This is a genomic window from Marinomonas sp. ef1 (assembly GCF_002806845.1).
Classification (GTDB): Bacteria; Pseudomonadota; Gammaproteobacteria; order Pseudomonadales; family Marinomonadaceae; genus Marinomonas; species Marinomonas polaris.
In genome coordinates this window covers 56,536-77,026 of sequence record NZ_NHTT01000006.1, presented here as the reverse complement: position 1 = coordinate 77,026, position 20,491 = coordinate 56,536, and the positions used below count along the sequence as shown (strand labels likewise).

Below are 20,491 nucleotides of genomic sequence, written 5' to 3'. Positions count from 1 at the left end.
CGATTAACATCACGAGATTACTAGCGTGATTTAGAACTCGGTGGAGACAGATAACTTGATTTCGCGTGGGTTACCTTGTGTTAGGTAACCGCCAGCTGCCGATGCCCAGTAACCTTCATTCATCAAGTTGGTGATGTTTAAACGCCAAGTAATATCTTGTTGAGCAATTTTAGAGACATAACGTGCGTTTACGTCGAATCGTGTCCAAGGATCCAATTCAAGTGTATTGCTCGCATTCAAGTATTGTGGACCGCTGCGAATGACTTTTCCGCCTAGCGTTAGACCTTGTAACGAGCGAATGTCATATTCGCCTCCCAGCACTATTCGATACTTAGCAACACCAACCGCGTCGTTGCCATCATTAGTGCCGTTTTGAGTGTCTTTTAGTTTAGGGGCTAACCATGTCGCCGAGGTATTAATACGCAGACCTGTTAGTGGTTCACCGTATAAACTTAGCTCAAGGCCTCGGTTACGTTGTTCTCCGTAGTAACCATAAGCTTTGCCGGCTTCACCGTAGGCTTCGGGTTTGGTTATTTCGAAAAGAGCAGCACCAGCACCCAATGTTCCATCTTCGAATTTAATTCCCACCTCATTTTGCTCAGAGGTATAAGGTTTTAAGCTTGCGCCTGCGTTTGAATAGTTATTGCTACTGCTGGTTGAGACATTCTCTCCTTTTTGTAAGGCTTCTATGTGATTAGCGTACAAGGATACGGTGTCAGTCGGTTTGTAAACAATGCCGTAAATCGGCGACGTGGCTGAGTCATCGTAAGTCGTGTCGACAGAGCCATCGTAATTGTAGTTGTTGACGTTAATTTCTTGGTATCGCACACCAGCTGTAAGCAAAATACGATCATCCATAAAGCCTAAAGTATCTGCAAACGAAAGCCCTTTGGTATCGGTTTTAGAGCGAATATTTGGGTTGCCCATATTGCCATCAGCAAAAACAGTATCTGGATAAGCGATATCAACCGGATTATAAATGTTCGTGTCATAAGTTGGATTAGACATGGTATAAGCGGTATAGGTCTTATTAACAAAGCCTGAATAAGCAAGGTTCAATTGGTGGGTCACCCTGCCTGTTGTTAGATCTCCTAATAGGCTGACAGAGGAGGAGAAAGTATTAGATTCATAAGGTACGGACAGTCGTCTGCCAGTGGCGTCACCATTTAGACTATTAACGGTGGGAGAAGAATAATCACCGAACTCTTTGTTCTTATTAGCGCCGAGTGCGCCGTTTAATGTCCAGTCTTGGTTTAATTTATAATTTGCTGAGACCATGCCATATAGTGTTTCTAGTTCAGAGTTTGCCCATGATGGTGCATAGTTGGTTTCAGCGTCAGGGACGGTTGGAACCTCTGTTAAACTGCTGTTTACATGAACAATTGAGCGTCCGCTATCGATAGTTTGTTTTTGGTAACCAACATCGGTAGAAACATTAAGTTTTTTTGATTGGTAATCTACGCCAACACTGATGGATGTTTCTTCACGGGTTTCGTTGTCGATGGCGCTGTCACCATCGCGGTGTAATGCGTTGACGCGAACTCCCCATTGATTGTTACTGCCGAAACGCCGCGCTACATCCGTGCTAATACCGAATTGGCCTTCTGCTGTTGTATCTAGTGTTAAGGCAGTAAGGTCATCATCAGCTCGTTTGGGTTCTAGATTAATCGCGCCACCAATACCAGATCCACCAGGAGTGACACCGTTTAAAAAAGCACTTGAGCCTTTTAATAGTTGCACGCTTTCTACAGCGTTAGTAGAAACGACTTGGCGAGGTAGGATGCCATAGAGTCCGCCGTAGGAAATAGCGTCGCTGTCGAGCTCAAAGCCACGAATCATGAATTTTTCTGAGTAGTTTCCATATCCATGCCCGGATTGAACAGAAGCGTCGTTATCGAGCACTTCTGCAATACTTTCTAGCTGCTGATCTTCGATGGCTTTGTTGGTATAGGACACCAAGCTGAAAGGCACATTAGAGCTATCCTGCTCACCAAACACGCCTAATCGACCACCGGATTCAATTTGTCCGCCCTTGTATTCGCTCAGTATGCTGTCGTTAATTTGTGAGGCTGAAACCGCCAAGCCGGACATGGTGTAATCACTTTGATCCATCAGGCTGTATGTGCCGTCTTGGTTTGGTGTCATGATGAGATTAGTGTTTTGCAGCAAGACATCGATTAATTCAAGAGGGGAGAAGTTACCTGAAACAGCCTCATTTTTGAGCCCTTGAGTTAGAGCCGGATCAAAAGAGAGTGCGATATGATGACGTACCGCAATATCGGTGAGCGTTTTGCCAAGCTCTCCAGCTGGAATCATAATTTGTTGACGAGTTTCTTCCTGCGGAGCATTTTCCGCCATGGTAAATGAGCTGACACCAGCACTCATGATCAAGCTTGTGCCAATAATAGCGGTACTTATCGCACTGTGTAGCTTTGTTTTCAAGAACGGTGTTTTCAAGAAAGGCGACTTCAGAAAATGGGTTTTCAAAAAATGTTCTCTTTGGGCAGCCACTGCTACCTCCTTTTTTAAAATCGTTGGATTATTTGTTTTCTATTTAATAAGCCACTTGAAAAGAAAAAAGGTATCAATCGAAATGAAAATAATTGTCATTAATTTTTGTGGTTTAATTTATTAGCTTGCTAATGTCGTATTAAGCTGGCTCAAGAGTGACCCAATAGCCGCCTAGATGATGCTTGGCTTTAATAGGGTAAGTGTGAGTCAGCATATTAATAATGGTGTCAGTGTTGGATGTTGGAAATGCACCTGACACCATAAGATTTTCGATGTCAGACGAGATGCGTAAATAGCCCTTTCGATAACGGGAAACTTCCTCAGCAAATTGCTTTAGGGGCATATCATGGGCGGCTATCATTTGATTTAACCAAGCGGTTGTTGTGGGAGATATCAATTGGCTAGACAGCAACTTAAAGTTAGATATTTGGGCTTGATGGCCAGTCTTTATCGTCATCGTTTCGTTATTTTGAGCGAGCTTTGGAGCGACTTGTACTTGTCCGTTTAGTGCAGCAAGCTGAGTAAAACCATCGCATTGACGCACGGTTAATCTGTTGCCCAAAGGTGTTATTGTGCCTTCCTGTGTTTGAATGAGAAATGCGCCGAATTGTTGCGGATCTACTTGCGCTGTGCGTATTTCGATTTCACCTTCTCGCAGTGACAGTAGGCGAGAGCGAGAGTTGAATGTCATATCAAATGCGGTCGCAGTATTTAGTTTCACCAAGGATCCATCAGGCAAGGTTATTTCTTGAAACTCACCTTTTGCTGTCCGGTAATCGGCTGTCCATTGCTGAACTTCAATCGCTTTGTAGCCGCCCCATAAAGTAGGTCCAGCCGCCAGTAACAGCGCCAATTTCCCAATAGCGAAACGACGACTTTCGTCGTCAGGACGATTGAGCACTGCTGCCGCGACACCTTTGGGTAAGGTCTCAACATGCCCCATGAGTCGTTGTACTCGCAACCATGCTTTGCTGTTATCTGAGTTGGCTTCTTGCCATAGTTTAAATTGTGTCTTTTCTTCGTTGGTCAGCGGTGCTTCTTGTGAGCGTATAAGCCAGTCTGCGGCTTCTTCAAGACTCTGTTTTGCTATCGATGTGCTTGTCCTATTCAAAAAAATCCTCCTCCATAAGAGTCAAACACTGCACATAGGCTTGTTTCATATGGCGTTTTACACTGATAAGTGACATCCCCAGCTCGTTAGCAATAGTTTGATATTTCTTGCCTTCGATTTGCGACATTAAAAAAACGGTTTTGACGTGACGTGGTAACTCATTAAGGAGCGCATCAATTTGTTCTAATGTTTGTAAAATAATTTGCTGCTGTTCTTGGGAAGATGTTACTGGGTCTGGAAATAATGCGATGTATTCTAAGTACGTATCTTCCAACGATTTACGGCGATAAAAATGACTAACAATCCCTTTTGCCACGGTCATTAAGTAGGCGCGCGGCTGAGTTATAGTATCGACGTCTTGACGAGCGTGAATTCTCAGAAAGGTATCTTGAGTTAAATCTGCCGCGTCAAAGTGGTTATCTAAGCGCTTACGTATCCATGTATACAGCCAATGATGGTTATCTGAATATAGCGCGTGCATAGCACTTTGCTGCACTCTTGGATCCGCATTGTGCGGCATGGAATCGCTCCTATGATTGAAATAAGTAATAAGTGTAAACGATAATTAGTCTCATTAAACTTGTTGGTTACTTTTTTGTCAATCAGCAAGGTTATTGCCAGGATTAATTACTCCACCACACACATTGGCGTTTTAGCGATTGGGTCTTGATGAATTTGCGCATCCAATGAAAAAACCTTTTTAAGTAGCTTCTGTGTGAGTACCGATTCTGGCGAGCCTTGGGTGATGATTTCCCCTTGTTTCATCACGATGAGATGGTCACAATATCGAGCTGCTTGGTTGATGTCATGTAGCACCGTGATGATGGTTTTGCCTTGCAAGTTTAACTTACGCAATAGGTGCATCAACTCTACTTGATGGCTTAAATCCATATAAGTGGTTGGCTCATCGAGCAGTAAATAAGGCGTATCTTGCGCTAAGGTCATGGCGAGCCAAACACGTTGGCGTTGGCCGCCGGAGAGTTCGCTGACCAATTGATCCGCAAGCTCGGTAATGCCCGTCTCTTCCATCATCTTGTCTATTATTACTTGATCATCTTTGTTAATCCGTCCCCAAAATCCAGTATATGGGCTGCGTCCATAGGCGACCAAATCTTTGACTTTAATTCCTTCCGGAATAGGCTGAGTTTGCGGCAACAAGGCTAGCTGTTGAGCCAGTTTCTTGGACGCAATGCCGTGAAGGTTTTTACCTTGCCAGTGAACTTGGCCTTCCATCGGAGAAAGAATACGCGCCATGGCTTTTAGCAAAGTGGATTTGCCGCAGCCGTTTGGGCCGAGTAACGCGATGATTTTTCCTTCAGGAATAGTTAGGTCGACCTGTTTTACAATGGCTTTATCATGGTAGCCAACAGATAAATTATGAGTGCTAAGAGACATAAATCATTTCGTCCTAAGGAGTAGCCAAAGAAAATACGGCGCACCAATAATGGCGGTCATAATACCGGCGGGTAATTCAATAGGTGGATCAATGGTACGAGCCACAAGATCGGCAAGCAGCAACAAAATCGCGCCAACTAGCATGGTGGAAGGTAAGAGTATTTGATGGCGTCCACCGACCAATTTACGCGTTAAATGCGGGGCCACTAAGCCTAAAAATCCGATAGGACCACAAATCGCGACACAAGAAGCTGTCAGTCCAACGGCAATCGCCAAAGACGCTAAACGCAGTTTGTTGGCCTTGATACCAAGACTAATGGCACTGTCGTCGCCGAGGTGGATTAGGTTCAGAGGTTTGGCCAGCCAAAGCGCAAAAGGAATGAGCAGCAACCAAGGCAATAACATAGAAAGCTGATTCCAGCCGCGCCCCCATAAACTACCCGTTAACCACAACAGAGCGTTGTTTATTTCCAGCGGTTTAACCAGCATCAGAAAGTCTATACAGCTGGCGTATAACGCCGCCAATGCCACACCTGTAATCGCCAGTTTAATGGTGCTGCTATGTTGACCACACAGCCACCACAACATTAACGCAGCGATCAAACTACCGATTAGCGCAACAGCTGGTAACCAGCGAATATCGGCATCAGGGAAAAATGTCATATAAAACACAGCCGCCAATCCAGCGCCATGACTGACGCCAAGCACATCGGGTGACGCTAATGGATTGCGAATCACACCCTGCACTAAGGCGCCAGCAAGTGCCATCATAGCGCCAACTAACATAGCGAGAATGGTACGAGGAAAACGGTATTCATGAACGGTGAAGTAGTTGGCATTGCCGACCTGAAACCCTTCAAGAATGCTTTTAAAGGGAATGGAAACGGCGCCAAACATCAGATTAGCGATCAACAATCCTAACAAGGCAAGTAGTAAAATAGGCAGCGAGCGCGTGGCCATTATAAGGTTCTCTTGCGGACGAGATAGATGAAAAATGGCGCGCCGATCAAGGCTAAAATAGCGCCAGCGGGCGTTTCTGCCGGATAAATAATAGCTCGACTGACGGTATCGGATAGGACGACTAAGCAAGCGCCCAGCATCATAGCCATGGGTAAGAACTTACGATGATCTTGTCCTGCTAGCATTCTTGCCATATGAGGAACCAGTAGCCCGACAAAGCCAATCGCACCCACACTACTGATGGCGCTTCCAACCAACAGTAAAACTAAAAAGCTGCCGCCTAATTTTACCCACATGAGCGAGACACCAAGGTTTCGCGCATTGTCGTCACCAAGTTGCAATAGATTGAGCGTTGGGGCAATCAGCATAGCGCCCAATAAACCAATCACACAAACTGGCCAGAAGGAATCAAAGGTTTGCCATCTAGCATCAGTTAAACTGCCAGCTAGCCAAGTAAGTACGCCTGCGGCTTGATCTTCCGCGATGATAATGACGGCTTTGGTTAAGGCCGCGCACAGAGCAGAAATAGCGACGCCAGCCAACACCAATCGGCCGTGCTCATTGCCACCGCGCCATGCACTGCCAAGCAACATAACGAAAGCCCATGCAATGCCGCCGCCAATGATGGCTGCGACCGAAGAACCAAGTAGACCAAACCAAGGTGCAATAGTGGAAACAGTCGCCATGCCAAGCGCAGCGCCCGCATTGATGCCTAAAACCGAAGGCGAGGCGAGAGGGTTTTGCGTCAGTCCTTGCATGATAACGCCCGCTGCCGCGAGATTAGCACCCACCATAATCCCGATAAGGATTCTAGGTAGTCTTAAATCATGAACAATATGCTGAGCAATACTTTCCTCATCCATATTATATAAAGCGTGTAGAGCATCCATTGGTGTAATCGTGATCACGGACCAACTAAATAAGCTGGTCCATGAACATACCAATAAAAGCAGCAGCAATATTAGACATTGGCCGACAAAAGGCAGGCGTATTGAGATCATTTGTTCGCGTTAAAGACCTTAATAAGATCTTGCCCCATGGTTTCAGCGGAAATGATGCCGCGGCAACGAGACCAAGTATTAGGGTTAACCGAATAAATATGATGATTTTTAGCGGCTTTTAAGACAGACCAAAGCGGTTCGTTTTTCCACTTGTCGACAATGCTTGGGGTGACGTAATTGCCGACAATAAAGTAGTCAGGATTCACTGCAAGAAACTGTTCTAAACTGGTTTGACGATAGGCATCGTCACTTCTGCCAGTGTTGGCATTCTTTAAACCTAAGGCGCGAATGACCCCGCCAGCATAGGAATCGGCGGTATGCAGAAACAGCGCGTCATCACGGGCAACACCAAATTGAACTTCTTTGCCTTCAGGTAATTGTTTAGCAAAATTAGCCATTATTTGAGCATGCTTCTTTAAGCGCGCCTGCATTTCTTTGTCTTTGCCAATGGCTTTGCCAATTATGGCCGTGGCGTGAAGGTTCTCTTCATAGGTAGCTCGGCGCGAAGGCAGGATTAATGTCGGTGCTATCTTTTGTAGGTCAGCATAAACCCCTTCATGACGAGAAATATCAGCAATGATGAGATCAGGTTTTAGCGCAGAAATAGTTTCAAGACTGGGTTGAGAGCGAGTGCCAACCGAAGTCCAATCGCCAATTTCTTTGCGAATCTCTTTTAGAATACGTTCTGGATCTTTGTCATCAGCAATACCAACAGGGCTGACGCCAACGGCCGCCAATGCATCTACAAAGGAAAGCTCCAAAACTACGATGCGTTTCGGAACGTAATCTATGCTAAACGTGCCTTTGCTGTCTTCTACACTATTTTTAATGCTGTCTTGTGTCGAAGAAACAGCTTGAACAGAAAGAGATGAACTGAGTAAGAGAGTGGAGAGGGCAATCGACAGCAAGCGCTTCATAAAACAGCCTTTGAGAGGTTAAGAAAACGCGATAATGATAACACTTCTCAGTGGTATTTGAAGTGCTTTCAACGTTTATTGCTGCTTTAAATAGCGCTCTTTATGCTGTGTTGCGGACTTTTAGACACTTTCTCCCACTTCTATTTTGAACGGTAAATCAATGATTCTTTGTGAAACAGGATTCCCTTGTAAGCGAGATAGTAAATGTTCTGCTGCGAGTCGTCCCATTTCTTCACGAGGTGTGATCACGGTAGTGAGTAAGGGAACCATGGCGCGAGAAATATCATGGCCATGAAAACCGGCGATGCCGATGTCTTGTGGAACTTTAATTCCCGCTTTTTGGCAGGCATAGAGAGCACCGATTGCCAAGTCATCGTTGGTGCAAAAGATGCCATCGGTATCAGGTTGTTGCTGTAACGCGTCTTTTAGGAACGTCGCGCCAAGCGTGAAAGATGACGCGCTATTGGTTTTTAAGCACAAAGGGGTTAAGCCATTGTCGAGCATAGCAGTTTCGTAACCTTTGATTTTGAAGAGTGTTCGTTGGTCCATTCGCGCGGCAAAGTAGACAATCCTTTGTCGGCCTTTTTTGATCATAAACTCTGTCATTGCATAAGCGGCTGCTTCGTTGTCTATGCCAATGGCTTGTTCGATTGGTGGTGAGACAGAATCCATGATTTCGATAACGGGAATACCAGCAACGGCGAGCATCTTTCTTACGCGTTCTGTGTGATAGCTTTCTGAGATGATTAAACCATCGACACTGTAAGACAAAAGTGTGGCAATGCGAGCTTCTTCGGCTTCTTTGCTGTAACCATAGTGAGCTAGCATGGTTTGATAACCAGCGGGTTCTACTACGGACTCGATGCCGCGGATGACTTCGGCAAATACTTGGTTGGTCAAAGAGGGCAGCAAAACGCCAATCGCATGGCTCTTTGATTTGGATAAAATATCGGGTGCTCGGTTTGGTATGTAGCCTAGGTCTTCCAATGCTTCAGCTATCTTAGTTTGTAGCGGAGCTGAGACTTGATCTGGATTTCTAAGAAAACGACTCACGGTCATTTTGGTCACGCCAACTAAGTCAGCAACATCTTGAAGAGTAGGGCGCTTGTTTTTCATGTTCGGACTTTTCATACCAGTGACGTATCCATGTTTTGTTACAAGTAACATTATCATAAGCCATTCATGGCTAGAAACAAAAAATTAGCTGTTAGCGGAGCAGGTGTTAATTAAAATAGGATTTATGTTGAAAGTGAGTATTTACTTATTTTTTTATGAAAGAGGCACAACTTTATAGTTGTGCCTCTTGCTTGCATTTATTTATTCGCTAAAAGCGTAAGCGCTTCATTTAACACAGCGTCGGCATCTTGGGAAATGTCGATTACCAACGCTTCGTCTTCTGTTGGTTCAATCAAGGTAGCAAACTGACTTTCTAGCATTTCTCGACCATTAAAATAATGACCGTCGCGCTTTTGGTGGCGCTGCCAAATGGTATCGATATTACCTTTTAGGTAGATCATGGTGACATCATCTAGACCATGACGCAGCATGGCGCGATATTCTGGTTTTAATCCAGAGCAGGCAATTACTGCCGTAGGGTTGTCCGTCAATATGCTATTAAGTGTCGCCAACCAATCCTTACGGTCTTCATCAGTGAGCGGCGTGCCTTGGCGCATCTTGTCTACATTGGCTTGACAGTGAAAGTCGTCACCATCAAAAAATTGATAGCCAAGTTTGTCCGCGATGCTTTTGCCTATTAAAGATTTACCTGACCCAGATACGCCTAATACTACAATTTTCTTTGTCATCTTCTTAAGTCCTTATCGCCTTGCTGTTGTCAGCAAGGCAGCAGTGTCGTTCAAAAAGCCGTGTTGAACGGCATGGTCTCAATGGGTTATTTCCACCAAAGGGCCAGCTCAGGGAAGAATATGACCAAGCCGAGAACAAACACCTGTAAGCCAATGAAAGGCATTAGAGAGCTAAATATTTCGCCAAGACTAATGTCTTTTGGTGCCACAGACTTAAGATAAAACGCCGCAGGACCAAACGGTGGTGATAGGAAAGACACCTGCATGTTCAAACAGAACACCACACCAAACCAGATAGGATCCAAACCAAGCCCGGTAATGATAGGTACGAAGATTGGCATGGTTAATAGCGCAACACCGACCCAATCCAAGAACATACCGAGTACAAGCAAGATGATCATCATGATCATGATGGTGCCCATCACACTTCCGCCGCTTAGGGCAAGAATGGTTTCTTCAACGAAGTCGATACCACCCATTAGGTTGTAAACGCCCACTAGAGCCGTTGCACCAATACCGATCCAGATGATCATGCCACATGTGCTCATGGTGGCTTTGGCGCTGTCTTTTAACATGGCGAAATTCAGTTCGCCACGAATCGCCGCACTGATGATGATGCCGACAACACCGAGTGCAGATGCTTCAGTAACAGAAGCCACACCGGTATAAATACTGCCGAGTACCATCATTACGGTAAGCAATGGGAACAACAGAGCTTTTAAATAGTTGACGTCTTTGTCCGCTGCCAGCTCTTCTTCGCTAGGTAGTGGCGCGTATTCTGGGTGAAGACGACAGATGATCAACACGTAAGCCATGTAAGCGAAGGCAAGAATAAACGCAGGCAAGAAAGCCGCTTTAAACAAGTCGCCAATTGATACGCTGGCCGTTAAGCCGTAGATAATCAAAACGATACTTGGTGGTAGCATGGTGCCTAACGCACCGCCGGCACAAGTTACACCTATGGCCAGTTTGCGGTTATAGCCAAGACGCAACATTTGCGGTAAAGCCAAGATGCCAAGTAGCACGGTTTCACCACCGATAACGCCAGACATAGAAGCTAAAACGATAGCAACCAATAACGTCTGTACAGCAACACCGCCACGTAGTTTGCGACCAAAGACCTTCATCGCATCAAATAGATCTCGGGCGATACCGGACCTATCTAATAAGGCGGCCATGAGAACAAACATCGGTACAGCAAGAAACACATAGCTGCCAACGAAGCTGTACAAACGGCTGGTGATCAGCGGCAAAGCGCCAACTCCAAACCAACCGATTGCAAAAATAAGCGCTACTAACGCGGTAACAAAGGCTAATTGCATGCCCGTTAGCAGTAATAAAATCATAGAACCGAGCATGAGTAGGCTGCCGTAGCCTATGCCCATAGCGGATAAATCAAACATCTTTGCGTTTCCTTAAACCATTTAATTCTTGTATTAGGTGCAAGAAAAACTGCACAAACATGATACATAAGGTGGCGAAAATCATGCCTTTAACTAAGGCAGGGAAAACGGGATCCCAAGCGGATCCAGATGTTTCTAAACGTAGATCACCAAAGGGTGTGAACCATGAGTCCTGAACCATCTGATAAGCAGCCCAGCTAAGTAAACTGGTAAACATAAGGCCCATAATGTGATGAAAAACATTCAACCAGCGACGAGTTGTGTCTGAAACAATGTCGTAGATCAGCACCACACGAACGTGTTTGTTGATGGCCAAGGCATAAATGCCGCCATAAACGAACAAACATCCACCTAGAAATGAGGCGGTTTCGTGAACCCAAATGGTTGGTGCGTTGAATATGTAACGCATCAAAACTTCGTAAAAAGAAATGCCAACGGTAAAGATAAACAGCAAACTGATGAGATTACCGAACCAGTAGATCAGACGATCTAGGGCGTTTCTCGGCTGTTCAGAACTGTCCAGTGTCTGTGGATGAATTTCGTCTTTCATGATCATTATCCAATGAAAAATAAGCGCTATAACAACTTGAGGTGTATAGCGCCTATCTTGCAGGTTTAAAAGCAACTATAAGCATTGGGTTTGTTTTGATGTCATGTGTTTCGACTCAGCGAACACATGACATCAAAAAGCTTATAGAAGGCCGTTTGCTTCTAGGTACGTTGTAATAGAGTCATAGACTTTCTGCGCATTGGCAGAACCTTTCGCGAACTCTTTCCATTGTGTACGAGCAATAGCACGGAATTTTTTACGTTCCTCTTCAGACCAGTCATGAATAGTGATGTTTGGATCTGCCTTCGCAGCTTTTACTGCCGCTTGGTCAGCAATACGTAGTTGCGTGGTCATGTCTTCTGCGAAGTCACGAACCGAAACGGTTAGGATTGCTTGAATGTCAGCTGGCAATTTGTCCCATTTTTTCTTGTTCATTGAGATATCAATCAATGGCAAAGAATGGAAACCAGGTTGAACTGGGTGTGTCGCAATGTCGTTCATGCCTGCTTTCTGGTTAGTCGAGAAAACAGTGTAGTCAGCTGCATCGATAACGCCTTTGCTTAGACCTGTGAACACTTCAGAACCTGGTAGGTTTACTGGTGCTGCGCCCGCTGCTGCGAATACGCGTTGTACTAAACCTTCAGGTGCACGGATCTTCAGACCTTTTAAATCTGCAACGCTGTCTAGTGGAACGCGAGAAACCAAAGATTCAACGCCTGTCGTAGAACCACCAATGAATTTCACGCCGTAAGGTGCGTAAAGCTCATTCATTAGTTCGTAACCACCACCGTAGTTAACGTATTGCAGAAGTTGCTGAGTGTTTGACCAAGCGCCTACAGTATTACCAATCAAGCCAAAAGCCGGATCTTTTCCAGAGAAGAATTCAGTCGCGGTAATTTGGCCATCCAAGATGCCCATTTTAATACCGTCTAGTGTTTCTGTGTGTTTGAAGATACTGCCAACAGGAAGCAAGTCGATATGAACTCGGCCACCAGTCATTGTTTCGACGCGTTGAGTCCATTCTTTTTGAACTTGGAAGTTTTTGTCGCCAGCTGGGTCAGAAGATTGGAACTTAAAGTTGTAATCCGCTGCAATCGCTGAAGTCGATAGAATACCGGCCGTAGCGGCAGTCAATAACGTGGTAGTGAACTTATTCATGGTATTGCTTCCCATTATTTTTTTTTGAAAGAACCGCTTTGTTAGTAGCAGTTTTTAGGAATAGTGCTTTTAGTTACGATGAATGTTACCGGTAACTAAGGTGTGATGTTACCGATAACATTTTAGGTTAGTCAAGCCTTTGTCGACAAAATTTTATTGAGAAATGATAGATGATTGATATGCAAAGAAATCTTATTCAAGACGGGTGTAGACCTTTCCTAGACATTCAACATAGATATAGGCTTTATATAAGTTCTAGGTTTATGTCCTAGACATTGGTCTAAGAAGCGTTTTGTTGTCTAAGATAAAAGTGCACACTCTTGATAGCTAACTTCGTCTGTAAAAAACTTCGTCTGCAAAAAACTTCGGCTGCAAAAAAGAGAATAATAAAATGGCTGCGATAGATATTCCTGAAGTCCATAAGTTCATTGAAACAATTCCTCCCTTCTCGAGTTTAAATCTGCTTGAGCGCAGGCAATTACTGATGGGCGTCTCTATGCTGTACGTTCGTCAGGGGCAGACTTTGACCTTAAAAAATGAAGCAGCGACAGTGCATTTGATTCGTCGTGGTGCTTGTGAAATCCGCACTCCCAAAGGTGGGTTGGTGGATCAAATTGCCGACGGCGAATGCTTTGGTATATCTAGCCTTATGGCGCAAAATCCAGATGGATTGCAAGTGGTCGCCATGGAAGACAGCTTGGTGTATCGCTTCGACAAAATTCGTTTCAAGGAAACGCTGGAAAAGAGCGAAGCTTTTGAACTCTTCTTTGAACACACGAGGCACAATCGGTTACGCAAACTTTCTCGTAGTCAAAGTAACGAATTAGCCTCTCCCGCATTGCAATTATCGACACCCGTTGCACACATAATGACGCGACAATTGATCCAAGCTTCCCCAGAAGAAAGTGTCCAAACTATTGCCATGCGCATGACCGAAGCGCGAGTCAGTTCGATTCTGGTGGTGGAAGATGAAAAGCTGTCTGGCATAGTCACGGATCGAGATTTACGTTCGCGTATTTTGGCTTTGGGCGGCTCGGCTGATTCTTTGGTAAAAGATGTGATGACTCGGGATCCTGTTAGCCTGAGACCCGACGCATTGGTGATGCAGGCGCAAACCTTAATGAGTGAAAGCAATATTCACCATTTGCCCATCGTTGATGAAGAGCAAAGAGCCGTCGGCATGTTAACCGCCGCAGATTTACTTCGACATCAAGAACTCAGTCCTTTGTTATTGATCAATCAGATTCATCGTCAACAATCCATCGAAGATTTAGCCCGTGTTTGCAAACAATGGCCGACCTTGATTATGAATCTGATTGTGACCGATATGAAACCCGCCGACGTGGGCAAAGTGCTAGCGACCGTGAGTGATAACCTGACGCGCCGTGTCATTGAACTGGCGCTGGATAAATTCGGCCCAGCCCCGATGGCATTTCAGTTTTTAGTGTTTGGTTCGCAAGCAAGGCGAGATCAATCTTTGGGCAGCGACCAAGATAACGGCTTGATGCTAGAACGCGAACCTACGGCAGAAGAAAGCCAGTATTTTGCTGAACTATCTGAATTCATCTGCCAAGGTTTGGGGCTTTGTGGTATTCGTCTTTGCCCCGGCAATATTATGGCGAGTAATCCTGAATGGCGCAGAACGACAGTCGGTTGGCAGCAAGTCTTTTCCACTTGGATAAAAAGCAGTGCGCCCAGTGCCTTGCTTCACGCTAGCATTTTTTTCGACATTCGTTGTGTGTATGACACGGGGAGTAGGCAAGGTGATGCGGTTAACAATTTGATCACAGCCATGCAGTTAGAGGTGAGCAAAAACAGCGTATTTTTGGCGACTTTGACGCGCACTGCTTTAGCAAGCAAACCTCCATTGGGCTTCTTCCGTCATTTTGTATTGGAATCCTCTGGTGAGCACAAAAATCAATTGGATTTGAAGCACCAAGGTTTGGCCTTGATCAATGATTTAGCTCGCTTGTATGGCTTGTCATGCAAGACCTATCGAGCTGGTACCTTGGATAGAATCGAGCAAGCCATTCGAGAAAAGCTCATTAGTGTCGATACCGCTCGAAACCTCATGGACGCATGGGACAAACTCAATGGCTTGCGCTTAGAGGCTCAAGGGCGTCACTGGCAAGCAACAGGCAAAGCCAGCGCTTACTTGGATCCGAAAGACTTGAGTTCGTTAGAACGCAAACATCTGAAAACGACGTTTAGCATCATCAGTGATGTACAAGACGTGGCGCAGCAGCGGTTTTTAAGAGGGTACAGCTAGATGTCGTTTGCGTTAATACAAAAGCTCGGTGCGTGGCACTTGTCGCGGCAATCCGTTAAACGTGCTTGGTCAGAATGGGATTATCTCGTATTGGATATCGAAACTTCAGGGTTAGATCCAAAACAAGATCATATCGTCAGCTTTGGTTGGGTGTGCATTCACAAAGGCGTGATTGAACTGGATACAGCACGGCATATTGTGTTGAATAGCGCACAAATTGGTGACAGCGTTGGCATTCACATGATTACCGACTCGGATGTTCAGCAGCAAGGCAAAAAACAAGAAAGCGTACTGCGTTACTTGCGGCATTTACTTCGCGAACGCGTCTTGGTTATGCACCACGCGCCAATGGAACTGGGCTTTTTAAAACACGCTTGGCAAACCGAAGCATTACCGACATTCTCTGTCAACTGGTTAGACACACTCGCCATTGAACGCACCAAAGCCAATCGATTCCAGCAACCTATTCAAGACGGCGGCTTTCGCCTTGGCGCCTGCCGAGAACGCTACGGATTACCAGAATACCAAGGACACGACGCACTAACCGACGCCTTAGCCACCGCAGAACTACTACTCGCACAGATTGCCTACCAAGGCAGAGACTGCCGACTACATGACTTAAACCAATTGGGTGGCGGGCGAGTGAGGCTCACAACGCGTTAGTTGTTTGAATACGTCATTCCCGCGAAGGCGGAAATCAAGGGCTTATGGTAATCGACAATAATCATGGTTTAGCGGCACTTTTACTGGCTGCTTAACAGGAAGTTTTTTAGTATCAATAGATAAGGTTTCATAGCATAGAGGTAACGAGCAGTTAATAAATGTATAAACACGTATGCAGATTAATAAAATTTAACACATGAGGGAGCCTCTGTGATTTTTGCTATTAATGATCAATTAAATGATTTAGGAATTAGTTTCCTCGAAGGGGTTTTAGAATCATTAGATAGTTCTTTAGCTCCTATTCACAAGTCAATTAAAGCCTCCACTATTTGGGACGTTGAGAGTTATTGTGACCATGGGGAGTACTTGATTGGAGTCGGTTTCTGCGTAATGCAAAGATACTTGTTAGACGTGCTTCAGGATCTAAAAATAGATCAGGGCCTTGCAAGAGATTTAGGGCCTAAAAGTAAAGAGGGCGTGCCAGTGGCAAAGCTAATCCATTCAGCTGGGAACTATTGGAAACATGAGCCAGAATGGCATATTTGGTTAGAAAGTTTGAAACCACAATCACAGCGAACAATAAATGATACCTTACACGGTAGAAATTCAGCAGATTACCCATTGTCGCAAGTGTTAGCTGATTTGTGCGGTGATAAAAAGCTTCTACTGGTTAACTGTATTCCTTATTTAAAAGAATGGCGGCAAGCAGTTTATATTTATACTTCTAAAAATGTGTAACTAAAGGGATCTGACACCTTTAATTAGCTTAGCCGCTAGATCCTTGAAGGCAGTGGTGATAATCCCCAATCTTCTTCTTTTGGTTTGGTTGCTAAGACTCTTGGGGTTTCCGACCAATGTATTAGGCTCATTTCCTCTGAGGCGGATTCTGAATATGAGGGCAGGTGAAAAATTAGCCTTTTATACATGAACACTGGTTTCCCGTCTTTGCGGGAATGACAATAGTTACTGACCCTTTTACGACTTGAGCGAGTTATAAAAGTTAATATCGTCGATTGAAGCGTTCTGCATTAGGAGAATGATGTCATCTCATAAAAGACTAAAAAGTATAGTGCAAAGTATAGCTCATCATGCAGTGAGTGGACTGTCGTTTGTCCATCCTCATCTTGGTCAAGCTTGTGAGGCTGAAGCTCTCGATTTTATAGAAATAAATGTATTTGATAATGAGCCATGCCCACAAAGGTTTCTACATATTGAGCCATTACGGCTTGCACTAAATGCACTCAAAGAGACATTCTACGGTTTAGTAGTTTCCGAGGGTTTTGAACCCAAAGATATTGAATCAGCAAAACTGCGCTTCGAGTTTAAGTGTGGCCAACTCGATAACTATTGTAGTGTTTGTACAGCCTCATTAGCTGTTGCATCCAAAACGTATACCAGTAAGGTAAATTACCTTGGCTATACAGAACAAGGCTAATTAATCTGATTTTCTTACTTAAAAATTAACCTTATTTTTCATCCTACTTTTTTATTTAGCTTCTAGAAGGCAGTGGCGATAATCCCCAAGCCTCTTCTTTGGGTTCAGTGGCTAAGTCTCTTGAGTTTTCCGACCAATGTATCAGGCTCATTTCACCTACTAATTTCTTGTTTAAGACATAAGATTCGGTGAGCTAGAGAGTCAATTCCTTGCTCATGATTACTAATTGAACTAGAATTTGTACATTATATTGTACTAAATGGAGTTCAAAATGAGCCGTATCCACCTTGATCAAGATATCCAACCGTTGTCTGAATTCCGTGCTGGCGTTGCATCATTTATTAAGCAAATCAATGAAACTCGCCGTCCACTGGTCATTACTCAGCACGGTAAAGGCGTAGCTGTTGTTCTTGATGTTGCTGAGTACGAGGCAATGCAAGAAAAAATCGAATTGCTCGAAGAAATGCGCACGGCTGAGGCTCAGTTGGCTGCGGGTTTAGGCGTATCAAACGACGATGCTCGCTCTCAAATATTGGGACGCATCAATAAATGAAAGTGGTTTGGTCACCTTTAGCGTTACAAAAACTCGGTGATGCAGCTGAGTTTATTGCTTTGGATAATCCTTCCGCCGCGGAAACGTGGGTAAATGATGTTTTCGATAAAACAGATTTACTCAGTTTAATGCCAGAGATGGGACGTATGGTTCCTGAAATACCTCATACGAATTACCGTGAAATTATCTTTGGTCATTACCGTATTATTTATAGTCTGAGCCACGAAATTCGAGTCTTAACCGTACGGAACTGTCGTCAAATACTGACAGAACATGATGTCTGAAACTGTTCTATCTGAATATAGGGGCAGGTGAAAAGTTAGCCATTCAGACAACAACACTGGTTTCCCGCCTTCGCGGGAATGACAACAATATCTGATATTTATACTTTCCCTTTCCCTTTTTTCTTAACTCCTAGAAGGCAGTGGTGATAATCCCCAATTTTCTTCTTTTGGTTCGGTTGCTAAGACTCTTGAATTTTCCGACTAATGTATCAGGCTCATTTTCCCTGCGGCGGATTCTGTTAACGCCGTGCAGTGTTCGACCCAATCCCCATCGTTACAATAGAGAATATCGTCTTTGATGCGAAACGAAGCAAAGTGAATATGACCGCAGATGTAGCCATCGACTTTGTGGTTTTTGGCAGATTTTAGTGCAGCGGTTTCAAAGCATAAAGGAATCTGACCTCTTTAGTGATATCCATTAGATTCACTAATGTCTTTATTCAGGTTACGTTGTTTATATTCGCGAGGTGATGAGCCCATAATTTTTCTGAAATTTTGTCTAAAAGCTCTGTCGGACTCGTATCCCACTGCCAACGCGATATCTTCGATTTTCATTGGTGTGGGATCATTTATCATAGTTGCCGCTTTAAACATTCTCCACTCGGTTAGATGTTCAAGAGGCGTTTTGCCAACCGCTAATTTAAATTTGGTAGCAAAGGCTGACCTAGACATACCGACACTTTTTGCGAGTTGTTCTACCGTCCAAGTCTTCTCCGGTTTTTCGTGCATATGGCTTAATGATTTACCAATTTGAGGATCTCCAAGCGCTTTCAACCAACTTGGATTATTTTCAGATAATGATTCAAAATGATTTCGAAGTGCGTGAATCAGAAGCACTTCAGAAAGTCGATCAATGACAGTTGTTGATCCTGGATGTGCCTGAGTGATTTCACTTTCAATCATCTGTAAAATTGTTTGGATTCCAATTGGTGTATTCGGTGTATTACCTTTTAAATGAATAATTGGTGAAAGGTATTCTGTAAGTAATCGGCTTTCGGCGAAAGCAAAACTAAAGCATCCTGAGATCATTGATACTGGCAGTCCTTCTCCACTACCAAAAGCGAGAACACCTGTTTGCACATAGTCTTCGCCTTGTTTTGGCGTTATGTCAGTTGAGCTTTTTAGTTCGAGTTTGCTTTTAAGACAAAAAGATTTTGAAGTTGGGAGAATGACAAAATCTCCTGAAACTAAAGCTACAGGTTTTTGTCCTTCAACAACGAGAAAACATGAGCCGCGTGTGACGATAAGACAGTGACCAACTTCATAAGGAAATCGAATGTTAAAATCTCCAAGCGCTTCTAAACGCCCATAGATATGGCCTTTTGTTCTAAGTAAAGTCATTACTTGCCCAAGTACATCCATAAAATTCTCCCACTAAATCGAATCATTTAAATCATACCACACCTAACAATTTTCACCTTAATTATTGGTGCTTTAAGCCGAAAATATGGACTATTAAGTATTCATAGTACTTTTAAAAGCATTTATATTGGACTCATTAGAAACGAGGAGAAGTTAAATGCGATACCCAATTCCAAATGAATCAATCGAGCAGCTTTTTACTAAGGCCCGCTCACATCGCTCTTGGACTGAGCTACCGGTTTCACAAGAGACTTTGCGCGAGCTTTATGAGGTGATGAAATGGGCTCCAACCTCCGTCAACTTGGCACCCGCTCGATTTGTTTTCGTACAAACAGAATTGGCAAAGGAGAAGCTTTATCCCTACTTGATGGATTCCAATGTTGAACAAGTAAGAAGTGCTCCTGTTACTGTCATTATTGCTTATGACGAAAAATTTTATACAAATGCAGAGAGGCTTTATCCAGCCTATGATACGACCGATTATTTTAAGAACGATCCGAAAATAAGCTATGACACCGCCTTTCGAAATAGCTCCCTTCAAGGTGCTTACCTGATTATGGCAGCAAGGGCATTAGGTCTTGATACAAATTCTATGTCTGGATTTGATAACGCTGGAGTCGATAAAGCGTTTTTTGCAGGAACCGATCTAAGGTCGAATTTTCTTTGCACGTTGGGGTATGGAGATGATTCAAAACTCTTTGCAAGAGGTCCACGTCTTAGCTTTGATGAAGTTTGCCAATTTATATAAACATACAAGGAGAAAGAAATGATTATTCTAACGGGCTATGTCCATTTAAAACCAGAAGATGTAAATGAATTTGTCGAAGATATCCGGAAGATTACTGCGAGTACGAGAGCAGAAAAAGGGTGTTTGTTTTATAATATTGTTGTTGAAGATGCTACTGTAGGTCGTATTGTAGCCATAGAACGCTGGCAAGATCAGGCTTCACTGAATGACCATTTAGGAACACCAGAAATGGCTGCATTCTTTGATAAGTGGATGAACCGATTGAAGAGTGACGTCATGAAATATGATGCCGCTAACGAAAGATCACTAATGGATTAATATCCGTTATCGCTTCTTTGGAGCTAAAGGGATCTGACCCCTTTAGTA

Annotated in this window: 21 protein-coding genes; 8 read left to right on the top strand and 13 right to left on the bottom strand. The window is 44.1% G+C overall.

Annotated elements, in window-relative coordinates; genetic code table 11:
• Positions 1-30: 30 nt before the first annotated feature.
• The 12 genes from CCS02_RS09845 to CCS02_RS09790 all read right to left on the bottom strand — a co-directional run bounded on the left by CCS02_RS09845 (position 31) and on the right by CCS02_RS09790 (position 12,811).
• Positions 31-2,511 (bottom strand): TonB-dependent receptor, encoded by a 2,481-nt coding sequence (locus CCS02_RS09845; RefSeq protein ID WP_100636444.1) that lies wholly within the window; start codon positions 2,509-2,511, stop codon positions 31-33.
• Positions 2,512-2,650: 139 nt separating this feature from the next.
• Complete coding sequence (locus CCS02_RS09840; RefSeq protein WP_100636443.1) at positions 2,651-3,622, bottom strand: FecR domain-containing protein; 972 nt, start codon at positions 3,620-3,622, stop codon at positions 2,651-2,653.
• Positions 3,615-4,142, bottom strand: a complete 528-nt coding sequence (locus tag CCS02_RS09835; RefSeq protein ID WP_072838907.1) for a sigma-70 family RNA polymerase sigma factor — start codon at positions 4,140-4,142, stop codon at positions 3,615-3,617. Before CCS02_RS09835 ends, CCS02_RS09840 begins: the two co-directional genes overlap by 8 nt.
• A gap of 107 nt (positions 4,143-4,249) precedes the next feature.
• Positions 4,250-5,017 (bottom strand): Fe(3+) dicitrate ABC transporter ATP-binding protein FecE, encoded by a 768-nt coding sequence (gene fecE, locus CCS02_RS09830; RefSeq protein ID WP_072838908.1) that lies wholly within the window; start codon positions 5,015-5,017, stop codon positions 4,250-4,252.
• Positions 5,018-5,020: 3 nt separating this feature from the next.
• Positions 5,021-5,977 carry a Fe(3+) dicitrate ABC transporter permease subunit FecD gene (fecD, locus tag CCS02_RS09825; RefSeq protein ID WP_072838909.1) on the bottom strand — a complete coding sequence of 319 codons (957 nt, stop codon included), beginning with the start codon at positions 5,975-5,977 and terminating at the stop codon, positions 5,021-5,023.
• Entirely contained in the window at positions 5,977-6,978 is a 1,002-nt protein-coding gene (locus CCS02_RS09820; RefSeq protein WP_100636442.1) for an iron chelate uptake ABC transporter family permease subunit, read from the bottom strand. The genes fecD and CCS02_RS09820 overlap by 1 nt, the downstream gene beginning before the upstream one ends.
• The gene (locus tag CCS02_RS09815; protein WP_100186592.1) at positions 6,975-7,895 is read right to left on the bottom strand and encodes a Fe(3+) dicitrate ABC transporter substrate-binding protein; all 921 of its coding nucleotides are present in this window, start codon (positions 7,893-7,895) and stop codon (positions 6,975-6,977) included. Before CCS02_RS09815 ends, CCS02_RS09820 begins: the two co-directional genes overlap by 4 nt.
• 120 nt (positions 7,896-8,015) lie before the next feature.
• The gene (gene gntR, locus CCS02_RS09810) at positions 8,016-9,026 is read right to left on the bottom strand and encodes a gluconate operon transcriptional repressor GntR (protein ID WP_232728852.1); all 1,011 of its coding nucleotides are present in this window, start codon (positions 9,024-9,026) and stop codon (positions 8,016-8,018) included.
• 182 nt (positions 9,027-9,208) lie between these two features.
• Positions 9,209-9,700, bottom strand: coding sequence for a gluconokinase (locus CCS02_RS09805; protein WP_011978524.1), 492 nt, complete (start codon positions 9,698-9,700; stop codon positions 9,209-9,211).
• Between the two features lie 86 nt (positions 9,701-9,786).
• Positions 9,787-11,103: a TRAP transporter large permease gene (locus CCS02_RS09800; RefSeq protein WP_100186594.1), complete on the bottom strand. Its 1,317-nt coding sequence runs from the start codon at positions 11,101-11,103 to the stop codon at positions 9,787-9,789.
• The gene (locus CCS02_RS09795) at positions 11,096-11,653 is read right to left on the bottom strand and encodes a TRAP transporter small permease subunit (RefSeq protein ID WP_048813902.1); all 558 of its coding nucleotides are present in this window, start codon (positions 11,651-11,653) and stop codon (positions 11,096-11,098) included. The genes CCS02_RS09800 and CCS02_RS09795 overlap by 8 nt, the downstream gene beginning before the upstream one ends.
• A 141-nt stretch (positions 11,654-11,794) precedes the next feature.
• Positions 11,795-12,811 carry a TRAP transporter substrate-binding protein gene (locus tag CCS02_RS09790; RefSeq protein WP_100186595.1) on the bottom strand — a complete coding sequence of 339 codons (1,017 nt, stop codon included), beginning with the start codon at positions 12,809-12,811 and terminating at the stop codon, positions 11,795-11,797.
• 391 nt (positions 12,812-13,202) lie between these two features.
• Here CCS02_RS09790 and CCS02_RS09785 point away from each other — a divergent pair, with 391 nt between their 5' ends.
• From CCS02_RS09785 to CCS02_RS09755, 6 genes are all read left to right on the top strand, one after another.
• Positions 13,203-15,080 (top strand): DUF294 nucleotidyltransferase-like domain-containing protein, encoded by a 1,878-nt coding sequence (locus CCS02_RS09785; protein WP_100636440.1) that lies wholly within the window; start codon positions 13,203-13,205, stop codon positions 15,078-15,080.
• The gene (locus tag CCS02_RS09780) at positions 15,081-15,743 is read left to right on the top strand and encodes a 3'-5' exonuclease (protein ID WP_100636439.1); all 663 of its coding nucleotides are present in this window, start codon (positions 15,081-15,083) and stop codon (positions 15,741-15,743) included.
• 210 nt (positions 15,744-15,953) lie between these two features.
• Positions 15,954-16,481, top strand: coding sequence for a hypothetical protein (locus CCS02_RS09775; RefSeq protein ID WP_100636438.1), 528 nt, complete (start codon positions 15,954-15,956; stop codon positions 16,479-16,481).
• A 301-nt stretch (positions 16,482-16,782) separates the two neighbouring features.
• Complete coding sequence (locus tag CCS02_RS09770) at positions 16,783-17,178, top strand: hypothetical protein (RefSeq protein WP_100636437.1); 396 nt, start codon at positions 16,783-16,785, stop codon at positions 17,176-17,178.
• A gap of 271 nt (positions 17,179-17,449) precedes the next feature.
• Positions 17,450-17,731, top strand: a complete 282-nt coding sequence (locus CCS02_RS09760; protein ID WP_198515356.1) for a type II toxin-antitoxin system Phd/YefM family antitoxin — start codon at positions 17,450-17,452, stop codon at positions 17,729-17,731.
• Complete coding sequence (locus CCS02_RS09755; protein WP_100636435.1) at positions 17,728-18,015, top strand: type II toxin-antitoxin system RelE/ParE family toxin; 288 nt, start codon at positions 17,728-17,730, stop codon at positions 18,013-18,015. Before CCS02_RS09760 ends, CCS02_RS09755 begins: the two co-directional genes overlap by 4 nt.
• Before the next feature lie 405 nt (positions 18,016-18,420).
• On the opposite strand, the gene CCS02_RS09745 is transcribed toward CCS02_RS09755, so the two are convergent.
• Positions 18,421-19,377, bottom strand: a complete 957-nt coding sequence (locus CCS02_RS09745) for an AraC family transcriptional regulator (RefSeq protein ID WP_100636434.1) — start codon at positions 19,375-19,377, stop codon at positions 18,421-18,423.
• A gap of 157 nt (positions 19,378-19,534) precedes the next feature.
• Between CCS02_RS09745 and CCS02_RS09740 the strand changes: the two genes are divergently transcribed.
• Positions 19,535-20,125 (top strand): malonic semialdehyde reductase, encoded by a 591-nt coding sequence (locus CCS02_RS09740; RefSeq protein WP_100636433.1) that lies wholly within the window; start codon positions 19,535-19,537, stop codon positions 20,123-20,125.
• Between the two features lie 18 nt (positions 20,126-20,143).
• Entirely contained in the window at positions 20,144-20,443 is a 300-nt protein-coding gene (locus CCS02_RS09735; RefSeq protein WP_100636432.1) for a putative quinol monooxygenase, read from the top strand.
• Positions 20,444-20,491 lie beyond the last annotated feature (48 nt).

Bases quoted from the DNA above. Each gene is read 5' to 3' on its own strand.
- CCS02_RS09835 (WP_072838907.1), bottom strand. From the start codon at position 4,142: ATGCCGCACAATGCGGATCCAAGAGTGCAGCAAAGTGCTATGCACGCG.
- fecE (WP_072838908.1), bottom strand. From the start codon at position 5,017: ATGTCTCTTAGCACTCATAATTTATCTGTTGGCTACCATGATAAAGCC.
- fecD (WP_072838909.1), bottom strand. From the start codon at position 5,977: ATGGCCACGCGCTCGCTGCCTATTTTACTACTTGCCTTGTTAGGATTG.
- CCS02_RS09820 (WP_100636442.1), bottom strand. From the start codon at position 6,978: ATGATCTCAATACGCCTGCCTTTTGTCGGCCAATGTCTAATATTGCTG.
- CCS02_RS09815 (WP_100186592.1), bottom strand. From the start codon at position 7,895: ATGAAGCGCTTGCTGTCGATTGCCCTCTCCACTCTCTTACTCAGTTCA.
- gntR (WP_232728852.1), bottom strand. From the start codon at position 9,026: ATGAAAAGTCCGAACATGAAAAACAAGCGCCCTACTCTTCAAGATGTT.
- CCS02_RS09805 (WP_011978524.1), bottom strand. From the start codon at position 9,700: ATGACAAAGAAAATTGTAGTATTAGGCGTATCTGGGTCAGGTAAATCT.
- CCS02_RS09800 (WP_100186594.1), bottom strand. From the start codon at position 11,103: ATGTTTGATTTATCCGCTATGGGCATAGGCTACGGCAGCCTACTCATG.
- CCS02_RS09795 (WP_048813902.1), bottom strand. From the start codon at position 11,653: ATGAAAGACGAAATTCATCCACAGACACTGGACAGTTCTGAACAGCCG.
- CCS02_RS09790 (WP_100186595.1), bottom strand. From the start codon at position 12,811: ATGAATAAGTTCACTACCACGTTATTGACTGCCGCTACGGCCGGTATT.
- CCS02_RS09785 (WP_100636440.1), top strand. From the start codon at position 13,203: ATGGCTGCGATAGATATTCCTGAAGTCCATAAGTTCATTGAAACAATT.
- CCS02_RS09780 (WP_100636439.1), top strand. From the start codon at position 15,081: ATGTCGTTTGCGTTAATACAAAAGCTCGGTGCGTGGCACTTGTCGCGG.
- CCS02_RS09770 (WP_100636437.1), top strand. From the start codon at position 16,783: ATGTCATCTCATAAAAGACTAAAAAGTATAGTGCAAAGTATAGCTCAT.
- CCS02_RS09760 (WP_198515356.1), top strand. From the start codon at position 17,450: ATGAGCCGTATCCACCTTGATCAAGATATCCAACCGTTGTCTGAATTC.
- CCS02_RS09755 (WP_100636435.1), top strand. From the start codon at position 17,728: ATGAAAGTGGTTTGGTCACCTTTAGCGTTACAAAAACTCGGTGATGCA.
- CCS02_RS09745 (WP_100636434.1), bottom strand. From the start codon at position 19,377: ATGGATGTACTTGGGCAAGTAATGACTTTACTTAGAACAAAAGGCCAT.
- CCS02_RS09740 (WP_100636433.1), top strand. From the start codon at position 19,535: ATGCGATACCCAATTCCAAATGAATCAATCGAGCAGCTTTTTACTAAG.
- CCS02_RS09735 (WP_100636432.1), top strand. From the start codon at position 20,144: ATGATTATTCTAACGGGCTATGTCCATTTAAAACCAGAAGATGTAAAT.